The 17,662-nt window shown below is 68.7% G+C and carries 16 protein-coding genes; 11 read left to right on the top strand and 5 right to left on the bottom strand.

The window, feature by feature from the left end; genetic code table 11:
* Window positions 1–76: 76 nt before the first annotated feature.
* On the bottom strand, window positions 77–1,453 hold the full coding sequence (locus LGM89_RS12105) for a nucleobase:cation symporter-2 family protein (RefSeq protein ID WP_226273125.1): 1,377 nt from the start codon (window positions 1,451–1,453) through the stop codon (window positions 77–79).
* Window positions 1,454–1,893: 440 nt separating this feature from the next.
* Between LGM89_RS12105 and LGM89_RS12100 the strand changes: the two genes are divergently transcribed.
* The 3 genes from LGM89_RS12100 (at window position 1,894) to fghA (ending at window position 5,587) form a co-directional block, all read left to right on the top strand.
* Complete coding sequence (locus LGM89_RS12100; RefSeq protein WP_226273124.1) at window positions 1,894–3,342, top strand: xylulokinase; 1,449 nt, start codon at window positions 1,894–1,896, stop codon at window positions 3,340–3,342.
* Window positions 3,343–3,615: 273 nt separating this feature from the next.
* On the top strand, window positions 3,616–4,722 hold the full coding sequence (locus LGM89_RS12095; protein WP_011353045.1) for an S-(hydroxymethyl)glutathione dehydrogenase/class III alcohol dehydrogenase: 1,107 nt from the start codon (window positions 3,616–3,618) through the stop codon (window positions 4,720–4,722).
* A 16-nt stretch (window positions 4,723–4,738) separates the two neighbouring features.
* Window positions 4,739–5,587, top strand: a complete 849-nt coding sequence (gene fghA, locus LGM89_RS12090) for an S-formylglutathione hydrolase (RefSeq protein ID WP_089495534.1) — start codon at window positions 4,739–4,741, stop codon at window positions 5,585–5,587.
* Window positions 5,588–5,726: 139 nt separating this feature from the next.
* Here the strand turns inward: fghA and LGM89_RS12085 are convergent, their stop codons facing one another.
* Genes LGM89_RS12085 through LGM89_RS12070 form a run of 4 tightly spaced genes read right to left on the bottom strand, consistent with a single transcriptional unit; the run spans window position 5,727 to window position 8,830 of the window.
* Window positions 5,727–6,509, bottom strand: coding sequence for a metal ABC transporter permease (locus tag LGM89_RS12085; protein ID WP_027789245.1), 783 nt, complete (start codon window positions 6,507–6,509; stop codon window positions 5,727–5,729).
* The gene (locus LGM89_RS12080; RefSeq protein WP_226273123.1) at window positions 6,502–7,392 is read right to left on the bottom strand and encodes an ABC transporter ATP-binding protein; all 891 of its coding nucleotides are present in this window, start codon (window positions 7,390–7,392) and stop codon (window positions 6,502–6,504) included. Before LGM89_RS12080 ends, LGM89_RS12085 begins: the two co-directional genes overlap by 8 nt.
* Window positions 7,393–7,407: 15 nt before the next feature.
* Entirely contained in the window at window positions 7,408–8,322 is a 915-nt protein-coding gene (locus tag LGM89_RS12075) for a metal ABC transporter solute-binding protein, Zn/Mn family (protein WP_226273122.1), read from the bottom strand.
* 46 nt (window positions 8,323–8,368) lie between these two features.
* Window positions 8,369–8,830 carry a Fur family transcriptional regulator gene (locus tag LGM89_RS12070; RefSeq protein ID WP_174941393.1) on the bottom strand — a complete coding sequence of 154 codons (462 nt, stop codon included), beginning with the start codon at window positions 8,828–8,830 and terminating at the stop codon, window positions 8,369–8,371.
* A gap of 329 nt (window positions 8,831–9,159) precedes the next feature.
* Here LGM89_RS12070 and LGM89_RS12065 point away from each other — a divergent pair, with 329 nt between their 5' ends.
* The 8 genes from LGM89_RS12065 to LGM89_RS12030 all read left to right on the top strand — a co-directional run bounded on the left by LGM89_RS12065 (window position 9,160) and on the right by LGM89_RS12030 (window position 17,475).
* On the top strand, window positions 9,160–9,936 hold the full coding sequence (locus tag LGM89_RS12065; protein WP_089426211.1) for an L-iditol 2-dehydrogenase: 777 nt from the start codon (window positions 9,160–9,162) through the stop codon (window positions 9,934–9,936).
* Window positions 9,937–10,032: 96 nt separating this feature from the next.
* Window positions 10,033–10,989, top strand: coding sequence for a sugar kinase (locus LGM89_RS12060; protein ID WP_226273121.1), 957 nt, complete (start codon window positions 10,033–10,035; stop codon window positions 10,987–10,989).
* Window positions 10,977–12,335, top strand: coding sequence for a D-tagatose-bisphosphate aldolase, class II, non-catalytic subunit (locus LGM89_RS12055; protein ID WP_226273120.1), 1,359 nt, complete (start codon window positions 10,977–10,979; stop codon window positions 12,333–12,335). The genes LGM89_RS12060 and LGM89_RS12055 overlap by 13 nt, the downstream gene beginning before the upstream one ends.
* Window positions 12,336–12,393: 58 nt before the next feature.
* Window positions 12,394–13,719, top strand: a complete 1,326-nt coding sequence (locus tag LGM89_RS12050) for an ABC transporter substrate-binding protein (protein ID WP_089446309.1) — start codon at window positions 12,394–12,396, stop codon at window positions 13,717–13,719.
* 99 nt (window positions 13,720–13,818) lie between these two features.
* Entirely contained in the window at window positions 13,819–14,772 is a 954-nt protein-coding gene (locus LGM89_RS12045; protein ID WP_046544533.1) for a carbohydrate ABC transporter permease, read from the top strand.
* On the top strand, window positions 14,769–15,620 hold the full coding sequence (locus tag LGM89_RS12040) for a carbohydrate ABC transporter permease (RefSeq protein ID WP_089495529.1): 852 nt from the start codon (window positions 14,769–14,771) through the stop codon (window positions 15,618–15,620). The genes LGM89_RS12045 and LGM89_RS12040 overlap by 4 nt, the downstream gene beginning before the upstream one ends.
* Window positions 15,617–16,303, top strand: a complete 687-nt coding sequence (locus LGM89_RS12035; protein WP_089495528.1) for an HAD family hydrolase — start codon at window positions 15,617–15,619, stop codon at window positions 16,301–16,303. Before LGM89_RS12040 ends, LGM89_RS12035 begins: the two co-directional genes overlap by 4 nt.
* A gap of 62 nt (window positions 16,304–16,365) precedes the next feature.
* Window positions 16,366–17,475 carry an ABC transporter ATP-binding protein gene (locus tag LGM89_RS12030; RefSeq protein ID WP_226273119.1) on the top strand — a complete coding sequence of 370 codons (1,110 nt, stop codon included), beginning with the start codon at window positions 16,366–16,368 and terminating at the stop codon, window positions 17,473–17,475.
* Window positions 17,476–17,662: the final 187 nt, after the last annotated feature.

Here is a 17,662-nt window from a genome sequence, read left to right as displayed (position 1 = left end):
GCAGAAACAAAACGCCACGGCATGCCGTGGCGTTTTTCGTTACCGCTTCTCCGCGCCGTCGTCCGGCGCGAGGCGATCAGTGGTGCACGTCGGCGGGACGCCCATCGAAGTCGTGTCCGGCGCGACGGATGTCGCAGCGTGCGTCCTTCTCGCCTTTCACGCCGTTGAACACGATGTTCAGGATCACGGCCGTCGCCGAGGCGAGCAGGATGCCGCTGTGCAGGATCGGCGCGAGCGCGGGCGGCAGCTTCGAGAAGAAGTGCGGCGACACGACCGGCACGAGACCCATGCCGACGCTCACGGCGACGATGAACAGGTTGTGCGAGTTGTTCACGAAGTCGACCTTCGACAGCACCTTGATGCCGTTCGCCGCCACCATCCCGAACATCACGATGCCCGCACCGCCGAGCACGAACGGCGGCACCGAGGCGACGACCTGCGCCATCTTCGGGAACAGGCCGAGCAGCACGAGGATCACGCCGCCGGTGGCGCACACGAAACGGCTCTTCACGCCCGTCACGCCGATCAGGCCGACGTTCTGCGAGAACGACGTATGCGGGAACGAGTTGAAGATGCCGCCGATCAGCGTGCCGAGGCCGTCGACGCGCAGGCCGCGCACGAGGCGCTCCTGGTTGACCGGGCGATCGACCATGTCGCCGACCGCGAGGAACATGCCGGTCGATTCGATGAACGTGACGAACATCACCGTGACCATCGTCACGATCGACAGCGGGTCGAAGTGCGGCAGGCCGAAGTGGAACGGCATCACGAAGCCGACCCACGGTGCGTGCGCGACGCCATCGGTATTCACGCGGCCGATCGCGAAGGCGATCGCGAAGCCGGCGACGATGCCGAGCAGCACCGAGATGTTCGCGACGAAGCCGCGGCCGTACTTGTTGATCAGCAGGATCAGCGTGAGCACGAGCAGCGACAGGCCGAGATAGACGGGGCTGCCGTATTCGGGGTTGCCGACGCCGCCGGCCGCCCAGTTGATGCCCACCTCCATCAGCGACAGCCCGATCACCGCGATCACGGTGCCGACGACGACGGGCGGGAAGAACCGCAACAGCTTGCCGATCATCGGCGCGAGCACGATGCCGATGATGCCGGCCGCGATGGTCGAGCCGAAGATGTCGAGGATGCCGAGGCCGGGGTTGGTGCCGATCGCGATCATCGGGCCGACTGCCGCGAACGTGCAGCCCATGATGACGGGCAGGCGGATTCCGAAGATCCACAGGCCGAGCGTCTGGATCAGCGTGGCGATGCCGCACGAAAACAGATCGGCGCTGATCAGGAACGCGATCTGGTCTTTCGGCAGCTTGAGCGCGGCGCCGACGATAAGCGGCACGGCGACAGCGCCGGCGTACATGACGAGGACGTGCTGCAGGCCAAGCGTTACCAGCTTGCCGGTCGGCAGCACCTCATCGCACGGATGGACCGTGTTCGGTTGCATCTGTCTCACTCCATGATCTTGTTTTCGGGGTGATACGAAATTATTCGGAATGAATCCATGCAACAAGAGTGCTGGGTTCTATTCCGTTCTTTGCTGGTTCGATATGCCATTTCGGCATGGAACAGGGTGTCGATCATCGGGAAACAGCCGCAGGAGTGAGGTTCCCCGGTTTTATAGCCCTTCAAAATAGCGCTGGCCCCCGTGTCAAATATAGGCCGCTTTATGGTGTGTATCGGGCGGGCGGCATAGTGGCAAAAAGTGCCTGGGAAAAATCGTGCCGGGTTAACCCGCGAACGGCCGCTTTTGCCCGCAAGGTGCAGCCGGGTGGAACCCGGCCGGCGACCGCGTTTTTCGGCCCTCCGCGGTAGCGGCAAAAAACGGGGCGCGCATCACGATCCCGTTATCATCGACATCCGTTCATTCGAATTCGCCCTCACGTCATGCGCCTGCTCGGAATTGACCTCGGCACCGGCTCCGTCAAACTCGTCACGCTCGATGCCGACGGCGTCGAGCGGGCGGTCGCGAGCGAACCTTATGCGCTGTCGTCGCCGCAGCCCGGCTGGGCCGAGATCGCGCCCGATACGTGGTGGCAGGCGCTCGTGCGCGCGGCCGTGCGGCTGCCGGCCGACGAGCGTGCGCAGGTGGCCGCGATCGGATTCTCGGGGCAGATGCACGGTGTCGTGCTGATCGATGCGGCCGGGCAGCCGGTGCGTCCCGCGCTGCTGTGGCCCGACACGCGCGCGGTGCGCGAAGCGGAGGCGGCCGATTGGCGCACCGCCGGCCTGCCCGTCGCACCGAACCCCGTCGCGCCGGGCATGGCCGGCCCGCTGTTGCGCTGGCTAGCCACACATGAACCCGAAGCGCTGCGCGCCGCGCGCTGGGCCGTGCAGCCGAAGGACTGGCTGCGCATCGCGCTGGGCGGCGCCGTCGCGGCCGATCCGAGCGACGCGTGCGCGACCGCGCTCGCGACACCCGACGGTGCATGGGATCTCGCGTTGATCGACGCGCTCGGCCTGCCTGCCGACCGGTTCGCACCGGTCCTTCCGTCGAGCGCGCGCTGCGGCACGCTCGGCGCGCAGGCTGCCGCAGCGCTTGGCCTGCCGGCCGGTGTGCCGCTGGCGACGGGTGCGGCCGACACCGCATGCGCGGCGCTCGGCAGCGGGCTTGCCGCCGCCGGCGACGCGCTGCTGACGACCGGCAGCGGCGGCCAGATCGTCGTGCTCGCGGATGCGCTGCCGCCCGCGCGACGCGGGCTGCATCGCTATCGTGCGGCGGCCGGCGGCTATTACACGATGGCCGCGATGCAGAACGTCGGGCTCGCGCTCGAAGCCGTGCGCGGCTGGCTCGGCTACGCGCAGTGGGCCGATGCGTATGACGACGCGTTCGCCCACGCGGCGTCGGAACGCCTGTGCTTCCTGCCGTACCTGACGGGCGAGCGTTCGCCGTGGATGAACCCCGATGCGCGCGGCGGCTGGCTCGGCCTCGGGCTCGGCGACACGCGCGGCGCGATGATGCGCGCCGCGTTCGAAGGCGTCGCGTTCGCGTTGCGCGCCGGGCTCGATGCGATCCGCGACGCCGAGCGCGGCGATCCGGTCGCGATGCTGCGTCTCGCGGGCGGCGGCTCGGTCGATCCGCGCTGGCGCCAGTTGCTGGCCGATGCGCTCGGCGCGTCGCTCCACGCGATCGACTGCCCGAACGCCGCGACGCGCGGCGCCGCGCTGCTCGCGGGCGTCGCGATCGGGCACTGGCGGGAGGACGCGCTGCACGCGCTGGCGCCGTCCGCGTCGCCGGTTGCCGCGCCGCGCGGCGATCGCGCGCTGGCCGCGCGCCACGCACGCTTCGTCGATCTGTATGCGCGAACGGATGCATGGTTCACGACGGGCGTTTAAACTCGAACACTTGTTCTTTTGCGCCAGCGATGACGCATCGTGGCAAGCCGGCGACCGTTTCCCGCACGCGATGCGCGGCCGGACCCGCCATCATGGCGAGCACGAGATTCTTTTGCCGTGCCGTGCGCGATGCCGCGCGGCACGGCTTCGACGGCTTTGCCTGGAACCCGGTGAAGCATGGAACCGGCGCCGGTGCTCATGCACCTACGCCGGCCGACATGAGCGCTGATGCGCCGACCCGGGCCGACCTCACACACAGACAGGAGTCACACGATGAAGACGAAAGCAGCGATTGCATGGAAGGCGGGCGCGCCGCTGACGATCGAGGAAGTCGATCTGGAAGGGCCGCGCGCCGGCGAAGTGCTGATCGAGGTGAAGGCGACGGGCATCTGTCACACCGACTACTACACGCTGTCGGGCGCCGATCCGGAAGGGATCTTCCCGGCGATCCTCGGCCATGAAGGCGCGGGTGTCGTGGTCGACGTCGGCCCCGGCGTCGGCACCCTGCGCAAGGGCGACCACGTGATCCCGCTCTACACGCCGGAATGCCGCGAGTGCAAGTTCTGCCTGTCGCGCAAGACCAACCTGTGCCAGAAGATCCGCGCGACGCAGGGCAAGGGGCTGATGCCCGACGCGACGTCGCGCTTCTCGCTCGACGGCAAGCCGCTGTTCCACTACATGGGCACGTCCACGTTCTCGAACTACATCGTCGTGCCGGAGATCGCGGTGGCGAAGGTGCGCGAGGACGCGCCGTTCGACAAGATCTGCTACATCGGCTGCGGCGTGACGACGGGCGTCGGCGCGGTCGTGTACTCGGCGAAGGTCGAGGCGGGTGCGAACGTCGTCGTGTTCGGCCTCGGCGGCATCGGCCTGAACGTGATCCAGGGCGCGAAGATGGTCGGCGCGGACAAGATCATCGGCGTCGACATCAATCCGAAGCGCGTCGAGCTCGCGAAGAAGTTCGGGATGACGCACTTCATCAACCCGAACGAAGTCGAGAACGTGGTCGACCACATCGTGCAGCTGACCGACGGCGGCGCGGACTACTCGTTCGAATGCGTGGGCAACGTGAAGCTGATGCGCCAGGCGCTCGAGTGCACGCACAAGGGCTGGGGCCAGTCGTTCATCATCGGCGTGGCGGCAGCGGGCGAGGAAATCAGCACGCGTCCGTTCCAGCTCGTGACGGGCCGCGAGTGGAAGGGTTCGGCGTTCGGCGGCGCGCGCGGCCGCACCGATGTGCCGAAGATCGTCGACTGGTACATGGAAGGCAAGATCAACATCGACGACCTGATCACCCACACGCTGCCGCTCGAGCGGATCAACGAAGGCTTCGACCTGATGAAGGCCGGCGAGTCGATCCGCTCGGTCGTGCTGTACTGACCGGGAGCGCACCGCGATGCTCGAACTCGTTTCCTCGCACGCATGCCACGGCGGCGAGCAGCGTTTCTACCGTCACGATTCGGCGGCCATCGGCCTGCCGATGAAGTTCTCGGTGTACCTGCCGCCGCAGGCCGCGCACGGCCGCGTGCCGGCGCTGTTCTATCTCGCGGGGCTCACGTGCACCGACGAGACGTTCGCGATCAAGGCCGGCGCGCAGCAATACGCGGCGCAGCACGGCCTCGCGCTCGTGATGCCCGACACGAGCCCGCGCGGCGCGGGCGTGCCGGGCGAGACCGATGCGTGGGACTTCGGCGTCGGCGCGGGCTTCTACGTCGATGCGACCGAGGCGCCGTGGTCCGCGCATTACCGGATGGAGTCGTACGTGACGGGCGAGCTGCGCGAGCTGGTCGCGGCCGAGCTGCCGATCGACGGCGCGCGGTTGGGGATCTTCGGCCACTCGATGGGCGGGCACGGTGCGCTGACGCTCGCGTTGCGCCATCCGGGCCTGTACCGGTCGGTGTCGGCGTTCGCGCCGATCGCCGCGCCGACGCGCTGCCCGTGGGGCGAGAAGGCGTTCTCGGGTTATCTGGGCGCCGATCGTGAAGCATGGAAGGCACACGACGCGAGCGAACTCGTCGCGCGCGCCGATGCGCCTAAGTTCGCGGACGGTATCCTCGTCGATCAGGGCCTCGCCGACCAGTTCCTCGCGAACCAGCTGAACCCCGACGTGTTCGAAGCCGCGTGCGCGAAGGCCGGCCAGCCGCTGACGCTGCGCCGCCATCCGGGCTACGACCACGGCTACTACTTCATCTCGACGTTCATCGCCGACCACCTCGCGCATCACGCGCGCGTGCTCGCACGATGAGCGGGAAGGGGAGCCGCTAACGCACACCGCGGCACACGCCGCACCGCGCGATCGCGGGCGCATGAAAAAAACGCCGGCGCTGCCCTCGGGCACGCCGGCGTTTTTTATTTCCTTCGGGCGGCGATCCGCCAGGCGGTGCTCAGTGGCGCCGCAACAGGCTCGCGCCGTACACGAGTGCCGACAGCGCGGTGATCCAGAAGCTCGTCGGCCAGTCGGTGTGATACGCGAGCACGATGCCGAGCCACGCTTCGAACAGCGCGAACAGCGCGGCGAGCAGCACGCCGGTCGACAGCCGCGTCGTCACGTTCTGCGCGGCGGCAGCCGGCCCGACCAGCAGCGTGAACACCAGCAGCACGCCGACGATCTGCGTCGCCGCGGCCACCGCGAGCGCGCACACCGCGAGGAACAGCATCGACACCGTGCGCAGCGACACGCCCTTGGCTTCGGCCAGTTCGGGCTGCAGCGACGCGAACAGCAGCGGCCGTGCGATCAGCGCGAGCGCGAGCAGGCTCACCGCGCCGATGCCGGCGAGCACCGCGAGCGTGTCGTGGCTCACCGCGAGCACGTTGCCGAACAGCAGCGCGGTGACCTGCGTCGCGAACGACGTATAGAAATGCAGGAACAGCAGGCCGAAGCCGAGTGCGCCGGACAGGATCACGCCGATCGCGACGTCGCGGCCCGCGAGCTTCTCGCCGAGCGCGCCCATCCCGATCCCGGCTGCAAGCGTGAAGCCGACCATCCCCCAGATCGGCGAGATGCCGAGCAGCACCGCGCCCGTCGCGCCGGTGAAGCCGACGTGCGACAGCGCATGGCCGGCGAAGGTCTGCCCGCGCAGCACCAGGAAATAGCCGACGATGCCCGCGAGCACCGCGACGATCCCCGACGCCGCGAAGGCGTTGATCATGAAGTCGTATTCAAACATCGTGCGAATGCCCGGGATGCGCGTGTCCGTGGTGGTGATGGCCGTGGCCGCCGCCACCGCCGTGCGAGTGACCGTCGTCGTCCTCGTGTTCGTGGTCGTGCTTCTCGATCTCGACGTCGCCCGACATCACGAAGATCTTGCCGTTCACGCGCATCACGTCGATCGGCGATCCGTAGAGCCGCGACAGCACCGGCTTCGTGATCACCTCGTCGACGGTGCCGAGCGCGGCCACGCCGTTGCCGAGATACAGCACGCGGTCGAGCGCGTTCAGCAGCGGATTCAGTTCGTGCGCGGAGAACAGCACGGTGATGCCGAGTTCGCGCTGCACGTTGCGCACCAGTTCGACGACGCCGCGCTGGTGATTCGGGTCGAGGCTGATCAGCGGCTCGTCGAGCAGCAGCAGCTTCGGGTTGCCGAGCAGGCACTGCGCGAGCAGCAGGCGCTGCCGCTCGCCGCCGGACAGTTCCGACAGCGGCCGGCGCGCGAGCGCCGGGCCGCCGACGAGGTCGAGCACGCGGTCGACGTCGCGGCGCGTCGCCGCGTTCGTATGCGGCAGCCCCCAGCGGTGGCCGTCGGCGGCCATCGCGACGAAGTCGTAGCCGCGCATCCGGCGGTTCGCGAGGCCGCTTCGGATCTGCGGCATGTAGCCGATCGACGCGTTGCCGCGCACGACCGGCACGCCGCCGACGGACAGCGTGCCGGCCGACACGGGCACGAGGCCGAGCACCGCGCGCATCAGCGTCGTCTTGCCCGCGCCGTTCGGCCCGAGCACGCCGACGAATTCGCCGGGTTCGATCGAGAAGCTGACGTCGCGCAGGATCGTGCGTCCGCCCAGCTCGAGCGTGACGCGATCGACGGCGAGTGCGTGAGGAGTGACGGTCATGTCGTTACGGAGTGTTCATTTCTTGCCGGCGGCCAGCGCGGTCGAGAGCGCATCGAGCTGGCCGGCCATCCATTGCTGGAAGGTCTTGCCGGCCGGCTGCGTCTCGGTGACGCTGACGGTCGGCACGCCGCCGTCGCGCGCGATCTTCAGCATGCGCTTGGTCATCGGTTCTTCGGCCTGGCTGTTGTAGATCAGCACGCGCACCTGCTTCTTGCGCAGGTCGTTCTCGAACGCGGCGACGTCCTGTGCGCTCGCCTCGGTGTCGTTCATCGTCGCGAGCTGGAAGCGCTGGTTGCGCATGTCGAGGCCGATCGCGTCGGACATATAGCCGAACACGGGCTCGGTGGCCGTCACCGGCACGCCCTTGTACTGCGCGCGCAGCGCGGCGACCTTGTCGTCGACGGGCTTCAGCGACGCGACGAACTTCTGCAGGTTCGCGTCGTATTCGGCCTTGTTCGCCGGGTCGGCACGGCCGAGCTCGGCCGCGATCGCGCGCGCGGCGGCCGGCATCGTCGCCGGGGCGTACCACAGGTGCGGGTTGTCGCCGGCCTTCTTGCCGACCAGATCGGCGACGACGATCGTCGCGCGCTTCGCCTGCTTCGACGCGCCGAGCAGCTTGCTCATCCACGGATCGTAGTTGGCGCCGTTGTAGATCACCACCTGCGCGTGCTGGAGCGCGCGGGCCGTCTTCGGGCTCGCTTCGAACAGGTGCGGATCCTGGTCCGGATTGCTGAGGATGCTCGTCACCGCTACGTGGCTGCCGCCGATTTGCGACGCGACGTCGCCGTAGAAATTCTCGGCGGCCACGACGTTGACGGTCGCGGCCTGCGCGAACACGGGCGCCGCGAGCGACAGGGCGGCGACAGCGACGGCGAGCCAGCGGACAGGCGACAGGGCGCGCCGCGGCGCGCGCTTCAGGGCAATGGACATGGAACTCCTCGTTGGAAGGGGCGGCGCGTGCGCCGCGCGAGATGCGTCAGCGTTGCACGGGCTTGTGCTTGCAGTGTCCGCACAGGCCGCTCAGCTCGACGACCTGGTGGTGGACTTCGAAACCGTGCGCGGGCTCGCTCGCGGACAATTGCTTCGCGAGGTCGCCGCCGGGAATCTCGACGGTGTCGCCGCACGAGTCGCAGATCAGGAACTGGCCTTCGTGCGGGACGCCGATCTCGCAGCACGCGAAGAACGCGTTCTTCGATTCGATCCGGTGGATGAAGCCGTGCTCGACGAGGAAATCCAGTGCGCGGTAGACGGTCGTGGGCGGCACGCGGCCGCGCTGCGGCTCGAGCTCGGCGAGCAGGTCGTACGCGCCGATCGGGCGCTGCGCGGCCAGCACGCGCTCGTAGACCTGGCGGCGCAGCGGCGTCCACGCGAGCCCGTGCTCGGCGGCGAATGCGTCGGCCCGGGACAGCCGGGCGTCAATGGGCGATGAGGTAGCCATGGCGTGAAGCAGCGCGATGAAACAAAGTACGGCGATGATATAACGTATCGCCGCGCCGTGCAGCGCGAAATCCCGTTTCCGTCCTCGCTCCGTCCCCTTCATCGCCGATCCGGCTGCGCCGCACCGTGCGCGCTAGCCCTTGCCGGGCGTGCGCGGCGGGTCCCCGCGGTGCGCCGTTGTGCCGCAGCGCGTCATAGAAAGCCGTCACGTCGCCTTGACAGCGCGAATCGCGTATCCGATCATTCGATCACTAACAGAGCAATTGATCGGTTCGCGAGCGTTCGCTCACCTCGCAGCCGTCGACACGCAGAACGAACCGGAGACAGCCAGTGAGACTGGAAGACAAGGTCGCAATCCTGACGGGCGCCGCAAGCGGCATCGGCGAAGCGGTCGCGCAACGCTATCTGGACGAGGGCGCACGCTGCGTGCTCGTCGACCTGAAGCCGGCAGGCGGCTCGCTCGCGCGGCTCATCGAGGCGAACCCCGGCCGCGCGGTGGCCGTCACCGCGGACGTCACGCGCCGCGACGACATCGAGCGGATCGTCACCACGGCGGTCGAGCGCTTCGGCGGCGTCGACATCCTGTTCAACAACGCGGCGCTGTTCGACATGCGGCCGATCCTCGACGAATCGTGGGACGTGTTCGACCGGCTGTTCTCGGTCAACGTGAAAGGGCTGTTCTTCCTGATGCAGGCCGTCGCGCAGCGGATGGTCGAGCAGGGCCGTGGCGGCAAGATCGTCAACATGTCGTCGCAGGCCGGGCGTCGTGGCGAGGCACTCGTTTCGCACTACTGCGCGACCAAGGCCGCGGTGATCAGCTACACGCAGTCGGCCGCGCTTGCGCTCGCGCCGCACCGGATCAACGTGAACGGCATCGCGCCGGGTGTCGTCGACACACCGATGTGGGAGCAGGTCGATGCGCTGTTCGCGCGCTACGAGAACCGGCCGCTCGGCGAGAAGAAGCGGCTGGTCGGCGAAGCCGTGCCGCTCGGCCGCATGGGCGTGCCGGGCGACCTGACGGGCGCCGCGCTGTTCCTCGCGTCGTCCGACGCCGATTACATCACCGCCCAGACGCTGAACGTCGACGGCGGCAACTGGATGAGCTGAAGTGATGCCGCTCGCACGCGCCACCCGCCGGCCGGCCTGCGATGAGGCGGCCGCCCCGAACGTCGCGGCCGCCGTCGAACGAGGAGGGTTAGCCTGATGGCCGAGATCGTCGTCGCCGGCGAACTGCTCGCCGAATTCGTCGCCGCCGAGCGCGGCCAGGGTTTCGATACGCCGGGCCTGTTCGAGGGGCCGTTCCCGAGCGGCGCGCCGGCGATCTTCGCCGACCAGGCCGCGCGGCTCGGTGCACGTGTTGCGTACGCGGGCTGCGTCGGCCGCGATGCATTCGGCGACGCGATCGTCGCGCGGCTCGAACGCGATGGTGTCGACGTCGCGCGCATCCGTCGCGTCGCGCGCCCGACCGGCACCGCGTTCGTCGCGTATCGCGACGATGGTTCGCGCAGTTTCGTGTACACGTTGTCGACCAGCGCGGCCGCGTGTGTCGATGCGTCCGATGTCGATACCGCGATGTTCGACGGCTGCCGCTATTTTCATGTGATGGGCTCGTCGCTGACGAGCGAATCGGCGATCGCGGCCGTGCAGCGCGGCGTGATCGAGGCCGCGCGCGCCGGCGCGAAGGTGTCGTTCGATCCGAACGTGCGGCCGGAAATGCTGAGTTTTCGCCCGATGCGCGCGGCGCTCGACGCGATGCTCGCCGCGTGCCACCTGTTCCTGCCGAGCGAAGCCGACCTGCCGTTCTTCTGCGGGCCGCAGCCGGCCGAGCGCGCGATCGCGGGCCTGCTCGCGACGCATCCGCTACTCGAGCGGGTCGTGCTCAAACGCGGCGCGCAAGGCAGCGTCGCGTTCGATCGCGCGCACCGGGCGGAAGCGCCGGCGTTCCAGGTCGACGAAGTCGATCCGACCGGCGCCGGCGACTGCTTCGGCGGCACGCTGGTCGCGAGCCTCGTCGCCGGCGTGCCGATCGAGGTTGCGCTGCGTCGCGCGAACGCGGCCGGGGCGATCGCGGTCACGCGGCGCGGCCCGATGGAGGGCAACAGCAGCGCGGCCGAAATCGACCGTTTCCTGACCGAACGAGGTATCGCATGTCCGGCCTGACGACCTTCGCCGAACGTTCGCGCACCGCGCACGCGGACGCCGTGCTGCGGATGATCTTCGACGCAAACCGCGCTAACGCGCAGCGCGGCATCTATGCGATCTGCAGCGCGCACCGGCTCGTGCTGGAGGCCGCGTGTGAAGCCGCGCGCGCGGACGGCTCGCCGTTGCTGATCGAGGCGACCTGCAACCAGGTGAACCATCTCGGCGGCTATACGGGGATGACGCCTGCCGATTTCCGCCGCGACGTGGACGCGATCGCGCAGCGTTGCGGGCTGCCGCCGTCGGCGCTCGTGCTCGGCGGCGACCATCTCGGCCCGAACCCGTGGCGGCATCGCCGCGCGGCCGATGCGATGCGCGAAGCGGGCGCGATGGTCGCCGCGTACGTCGAAGCCGGCTTCGAAAAGATCCACCTCGATGCGAGCATGGCGTGCGCGGACGATCCGGCGCGGCTCGACGATCGCACGATCGCCGCGCGCGCGGCCGAGCTGTGCCGCGCCGCGGAAGACGCGGCGGCGCGCGCCGGCATCGCGCCCGTCTACGTGATCGGCACCGAGGTGCCGACGCCGGGCGGCGAGGTCAGCGGCAGCGGTGACAACGGCGACGCCGCGATCGCGCAGATCGCGGTCACGCGCAGCGACAGCATCGCGGCGACGCTCGACGCGCACCGCCACGCGTTCGCGGCAGCCGGGCTCGACGATGCGTGGACACGCGTCGTCGCGATCGTCGCGCAGCCGGGGGTCGACTTCGACGATCGCCACGTGCTCGACTACGACAGTGCGAAAGCGGCGTCGCTCGGCGCGAGTATCCTTCAGACACCGGGCCTCGTGTTCGAAGCGCATTCGACCGATTACCAGACCGAGGGGGCGCTCGCCGCGCTCGTGCGCGACCACTTCGCGGTGCTGAAGGTCGGCCCCGCGCTGACGTTCGCGCTGCGCGAGGCGCTGTTCGCGCTGACCTTCATCGAGGACGCATTGATCGACGACGTCGCGCAGCGCTCGCGGTTGCGCGACGTCGTCGACGCCGCGATGCGCGCGCAGCCCGAGCACTGGGCACCGTACTACCGCGGCGACGAGACCGCGCAGCGGCTCGCGCGCCAGTTCAGCTACAGCGACCGGATCCGCTACTACTGGCTGCAGCCGGCCGTCGCGGCCGCGGTCGAGCAACTGTTCGACAACCTCGCGCGGCAGCCGGTGCCGGAAACGCTCGTCGCGCAGTGGTTGCCGGACGTGTACGCGGCCTGCCGCGCGGGCGGCCTGGCGAAAGAACCGCGCGCGTGGGTGCGCCACCGGATACGCGACGTGATCGCGCACTATGCGCGCGCGTGCGGAATGCAGCGGCCGGCGTGACGGGCCGCGAAGGAAACGCAGTACCGACGACACCTCGAACAAACACAGGAGACATGCCATGCAACGAAAGATGCTCGACGCCGCCGCACGCTGCTTCGCCGGAGCCGCGCTCGCGACGGCGGCCTGCGCCGCATCCGCCGGCACGCTGACGATCGCGACGCTGAACAATCCCGACATGATCGAGCTGAAGAAGCTGTCGCCGGCCTTCGAGAAGGCGAACCCGGACATCAAGCTGAACTGGGTGATCCTCGAGGAGAACGTGCTGCGCCAGCGCGCGACGACCGACATCACGACCGGCAGCGGCCAGTTCGACGTGATGGCGATCGGCACCTACGAGACGCCGCAGTGGGGCAAGCGCGGCTGGCTCGCGCCGATGACGGGCCTGCCCGCCGACTACGACCTGAACGACATCGTGAAGACCGCGCGCGACAGCCTGTCGTACAACGGTCAGCTGTACGCGCTGCCGTTCTACGTCGAGAGCTCGATGACGTTCTACCGCAAGGACCTGTTCGCGGCGAAGGGGCTGAAGATGCCCGACCAGCCGACCTACGACCAGATCGCGGAATTCGCGGACAAGCTCACCGACAAGGCGAAGGGCACCTACGGGATCTGCCTGCGCGGCAAGGCGGGGTGGGGCGAGAATATGGCGTACGTGTCGACGGTCGTGAATACGTACGGCGGGCGCTGGTTCGACGAGAACTGGAACGCACAGCTGACGTCGCCCGAGTGGAAGAAGGCGATCAATTTCTACGTGAACCTGCTGAAGAAGAACGGCCCGCCGGGCGCGAGCTCGAACGGCTTCAACGAGAACCTGACCCTCACCGCATCGGGCAAGTGCGCGATGTGGATCGATGCGACGGTCGCGGCCGGCATGCTCTATAACAAACAGCAGTCGCAGGTGGCCGACAAGATCGGCTTCGCGGCCGCGCCGGTCGCCGCTACGCCGAAGGGTTCGCACTGGCTGTGGGCGTGGGCGCTGGCCGTGCCGAAGACGTCGAAGCAGCAGGACGCCGCGCGCAAGTTCATCGCGTGGGCGACGTCGAAGCAGTACATCGAGATGGTTGGCAAGGACGAAGGCTGGGCGTCGGTGCCGCCGGGCACGCGCACGTCGACCTATCAGCGCCCCGAGTACAAGGCCGCCGCGCCGTTCTCGGACTTCGTGCTGAAGGCGATCGAGACGGCCGACCCGAACGATCCGTCGCTGAAGAAGGTGCCGTACACGGGCGTGCAGTACGTCGGGATTCCTGAATTCCAGTCGTTCGGCACGGTGGTCGGCCAGTCGATCGCGGGTGCGGTCGCGGGCCAGATGTCGGTCGACCAGGCGCTCGCCGCCGGGCAGGCCGCCGCCGACCGCGCGGTGCGGCAGGCCGGCTACAAGAAGTAACGCGGCCCGCACCGTGCGCGGTGGCGCACGGTGCGCGTCGTCGAAGCTGACAGGCGGGCAGGCCTTCGCGCCCGCGCATCAACCGGAGGGACTCCGATCATGCGTCACCTGCGTCTTCCCCTGAGCCACGCTCACGCGCCGTCGGTCGGCGACGCGTCGTCGCCGCCCGGCGCGCCGCGCCGCGCGCGCGGCGGCGCGAGCTGGCTCGTCTCGCCGTCCGTCGCGGTGCTGCTGCTGTGGATGTCGATTCCGCTCGCGATGACGATCTGGTATTCGTTCTCGCGCTACAACCTGCTGAACCCGGACGTGAAGGGCTTCGCCGGGCTCGACAACTACCGCTTCCTCGCGACCGATCCGTCGTTCCTGCCCGCGATCTGGCACACGCTCGTGCTGATCGGCGCGGTGCTCGCGATCACGGTGATCGGCGGCGTGCTGATGTCGGTGCTGTTCGACCGCAAGTTCTACGGGCAGGGCGTCGCGCGCCTGCTCGCGATCGCGCCGTTCTTCGTGATGCCGACGGTGTCCGCGCTGATCTGGAAGAACATGATCCTGCACCCGGTGTACGGGCTCGTTGCGAACGCGATGCGCGCGCTCGGCATGACGCCGATCGACTGGTTCGCCGATTACCCGCTCACCGCCGTGATCATCATCGTCGCGTGGCAGTGGCTGCCGTTCGCGTTCCTGATCCTGTTCACCGCGATCCAGTCGCTCGACCAGGAGCAGAAGGAAGCGGCGCGCATCGACGGCGCGGGCCCGATCGCGATGTTCTTCTACATCACGCTGCCGCACCTGAAGCGGGCGATCGCCGTGGTCGTGATGATGGAGACGATCTTCCTGCTGTCGATCTTCGCGGAGATCTACACGACGACCGGCGGCGGCCCCGGCAATGCGACGACCAACCTGTCCTACCTGATCTACGCGCTCGGCCTGCAGCAGTTCGACGTCGGCCTCGCGTCCGCGGGCGGCATCATCGCCGTGGTGGTTGCGAACGTCGTGTCGTTCTTCCTCGTGCGGATGCTCGCGCGCAACCTGAAGGGGGAATACGAGAAATGAGCGACCTGACTTTGGAAAGCCGGCGCGTGCCGGCCGTGTTCGACCTCGTGCGGCGCGCGCTGCCCGGCACGCTCGCGTGGCTGATCGCGCTGCTGCTGTTCTTCCCGATCTTCTGGATGGCGATCACCGCGTTCAAGACCGAGCAGCAGGCGTATGCGTCGTCGCTGTTCTTCATCCCGACGCTCGACAGCTTCCGCGAGGTGTTCGCGCGCAGCAACTACTTCGCGTTCGCGTGGAACTCGGTGCTGATCTCGGCGGGCGTCACGGTGATCTCGCTGCTGTTCGCGGTGCCGGCCGCGTACGCGATGGCGTTCTTCCCGAACCACCGCACGCAGAAGGTGCTGCTGTGGATGCTGTCGACCAAGATGATGCCGTCGGTCGGCGTGCTCGTGCCGATCTACCTGCTGTGGAAGAACGCGGGGCTGCTCGATACCGTGTCGGGCCTCGTGATCGTCTACACGCTGATCAACCTGCCGATCGCGGTGTGGATGACCTTCACGTACTTCAACGAGATCCCGAAGGACATCCTCGAGGCCGGGCGCATCGACGGCGCGTCGACGTGGCAGGAGATCGTCTACCTGCTGATGCCGATGGCGCTGCCGGGGCTCGCGTCCACCGCGCTGCTGCTCGTGATCCTGTCGTGGAACGAGGCATTCTGGAGCATCAACCTGTCGAGCTCGAATGCGGCGCCGCTGACCGTGTTCATCGCGTCGTACTCGAGCCCCGAGGGGCTGTTCTGGGCGAAGCTGTCCGCGGCGTCGCTGCTCGCGGTCGCGCCGATCCTGATCGTCGGCTGGCTGTCGCAGAAGCAGCTCGTGCGCGGGCTCACGTTCGGAGCCGTCAAATGACCGCGATGAACGTCCTGATCTGCGATTGCGACGGTGTGCTGATCGACAGCGAGGCGGTGGCGGCCGACGTGCTCGTGCGCGAACTCGATGCCCGCTGGCCGGGCGCGGATGCGCGGCCGGCCGTGATGCCGCTGCTCGGGCTGCGCATCGAGCGCGTGCTGGCCGGCGCATGCGACGCGCTCGGCCGCACGCTGTCGAACGACGACGTCGTCGAAATCCGCGCCGCGGTCGAGGCGGCGGCCGTCAACGCGCCGATGGTCGACGGCATCGATGCGGCGCTGGCCGCGATCGAACTGACGACGGCCTGCGCGAGCAACAGCTACCGTGCGTACGTCGAGGCGGCGCTGACCCGCACGGGCCTCGCACGCTTCTTCGGCGACCGGCTGTTCTGCGCGGACGCCGTCGCGCGGCCGAAGCCGGCGCCCGACGTGTATCTCGCGGCGGCGCGCACGCTCGGCGTCGCGCCGGCCCGGTGCCTCGTGGTCGAGGACAGCGTGACCGGCATCACCGCGGCCGCCGCGGCCGGCATGACCGTGCTCGGCTTCGTCGGCGGCGGGCATGCGTCGGCCGCGCAGATCGACGCGCTGCGCGGCATCGGCGCGCGTCACGTCTTCGACGACATGCACGAGCTGCCCGGCTACGTCGCGCGCTGGCAGGCGACCGGCGCGGTGCTGCCGAACTAGCCACCCCGAATGATTGCGCGCCGCGTTCGACGCGGCGCATCACGAACGAACGGAGACAGATCATGGCAAGCGTGCTCCTGCGCAACATCGCGAAGCGCTACGACGACACCGAAGTGCTGCGCAACGTGAACCTCGACATCGCCGACGGCGAATTCGTCGTGTTCGTCGGCCCGAGCGGCTGCGGCAAATCCACGCTGATGCGGATGATCGCCGGCCTCGAGGATATTTCGAGCGGCGACCTGCTGATCGACGGCGCGAAGGTCAACGACGTGCCGAGCGCGAAGCGCGGCATCGCGATGGTGTTCCAGTCGTATGCGCTGTACCCGCACATGACGCTGTACGACAACATGGCGTTCGGCCTGAAGCTCGCGGGCGCGAAGAAGCCGGAGATCGACCAGGCGGTGAAGCAGGCCGCGAAGATCCTGCACATCGACCATCTGCTCGACCGCAAGCCGAAGCAGCTGTCGGGCGGCCAGCGGCAGCGCGTCGCGATCGGCCGCGCGATCACGCGCAAGCCGAAGGTGTTCCTGTTCGACGAGCCGCTGTCGAACCTCGACGCGGCGCTGCGCGTGAAGATGCGGCTGGAGTTCGCGCGGCTGCACGACGAGCTGAAGACGACGATGATCTACGTGACGCACGACCAGGTCGAGGCGATGACGCTCGCCGACAAGATCGTCGTGCTGTCGGGCGGCGCGGTGCAGCAGGTCGGCACACCGAACGAGCTGTACCACGCGCCGGCGAACCAGTTCGTCGCGGGCTTCATCGGCTCGCCGAAGATGAACTTCCTGAAGGGCATCGTCGAAGCGGTCGATACGGGCGGCGTGCTCGTGCGTTTCGACAGCGGCGAGACGCAGCGCGTCGCGGTCGAAGCAGCGGGCTTGCAGCGCGGCGCGGCGGTGACGGTCGGCGTGCGGCCCGAGCATCTGAAAGTCGAAGCTTCGGCGACCGGCGTTGCTGCCAGGGTGATGGCCGTCGAGTCGCTCGGCGATGCCGCGTATCTGTACGCGGAGTCGGCCGTCGCGCCGGACGGGCTGATCGCGCGGATTCCGCCGCTCGACACGTACCGCACCGGCGAGGCGCTGCATGTGCACGCGGACGCCGAGCACTGCCACCTGTTCGACGAGCACGGGCGGGCGTTCCGGCGGTTGAGCGTGCACGCGAAGGCCGCATGACGGCCGGCGCCTGCGCCGGTCAGACGCGCAGGGGTTCGGCCATCTAGTCTATGAACGCGCGCGGCCTGGGGGGCGGATGCCGGCCCCACGATCACGGTGTGGGGGGCGGCGCGTGGCGTGCGCGCCGGCATGCGTTTCCGGCGCCGCACGCGGCTTGAGCGTTCGACACAGCCGCGCGCGGTGCGCG

This window comes from Burkholderia sp. AU31624 (genome assembly GCF_020420065.1).
In the GTDB taxonomy this organism is placed as follows: Bacteria; Pseudomonadota; Gammaproteobacteria; order Burkholderiales; family Burkholderiaceae; genus Burkholderia.
The sequence above is the reverse complement of the archived record's forward strand: the minus strand, read 5'-3'. Positions and strand labels throughout refer to the sequence as shown.

Bases quoted from the DNA above. Each gene is read 5' to 3' on its own strand.
- LGM89_RS12105 (WP_226273125.1), bottom strand. From the start codon at position 1,453: ATGCAACCGAACACGGTCCATCCGTGCGATGAGGTGCTGCCGACCGGC.
- LGM89_RS12100 (WP_226273124.1), top strand. From the start codon at position 1,894: ATGCGCCTGCTCGGAATTGACCTCGGCACCGGCTCCGTCAAACTCGTC.
- LGM89_RS12095 (WP_011353045.1), top strand. From the start codon at position 3,616: ATGAAGACGAAAGCAGCGATTGCATGGAAGGCGGGCGCGCCGCTGACG.
- fghA (WP_089495534.1), top strand. From the start codon at position 4,739: ATGCTCGAACTCGTTTCCTCGCACGCATGCCACGGCGGCGAGCAGCGT.
- LGM89_RS12085 (WP_027789245.1), bottom strand. From the start codon at position 6,509: ATGTTTGAATACGACTTCATGATCAACGCCTTCGCGGCGTCGGGGATC.
- LGM89_RS12080 (WP_226273123.1), bottom strand. From the start codon at position 7,392: ATGACCGTCACTCCTCACGCACTCGCCGTCGATCGCGTCACGCTCGAG.
- LGM89_RS12075 (WP_226273122.1), bottom strand. From the start codon at position 8,322: ATGTCCATTGCCCTGAAGCGCGCGCCGCGGCGCGCCCTGTCGCCTGTC.
- LGM89_RS12070 (WP_174941393.1), bottom strand. From the start codon at position 8,830: ATGGCTACCTCATCGCCCATTGACGCCCGGCTGTCCCGGGCCGACGCA.
- LGM89_RS12060 (WP_226273121.1), top strand. From the start codon at position 10,033: ATGGCCGAGATCGTCGTCGCCGGCGAACTGCTCGCCGAATTCGTCGCC.
- LGM89_RS12055 (WP_226273120.1), top strand. From the start codon at position 10,977: ATGTCCGGCCTGACGACCTTCGCCGAACGTTCGCGCACCGCGCACGCG.
- LGM89_RS12050 (WP_089446309.1), top strand. From the start codon at position 12,394: ATGCAACGAAAGATGCTCGACGCCGCCGCACGCTGCTTCGCCGGAGCC.
- LGM89_RS12045 (WP_046544533.1), top strand. From the start codon at position 13,819: ATGCGTCACCTGCGTCTTCCCCTGAGCCACGCTCACGCGCCGTCGGTC.
- LGM89_RS12040 (WP_089495529.1), top strand. From the start codon at position 14,769: ATGAGCGACCTGACTTTGGAAAGCCGGCGCGTGCCGGCCGTGTTCGAC.
- LGM89_RS12035 (WP_089495528.1), top strand. From the start codon at position 15,617: ATGACCGCGATGAACGTCCTGATCTGCGATTGCGACGGTGTGCTGATC.
- LGM89_RS12030 (WP_226273119.1), top strand. From the start codon at position 16,366: ATGGCAAGCGTGCTCCTGCGCAACATCGCGAAGCGCTACGACGACACC.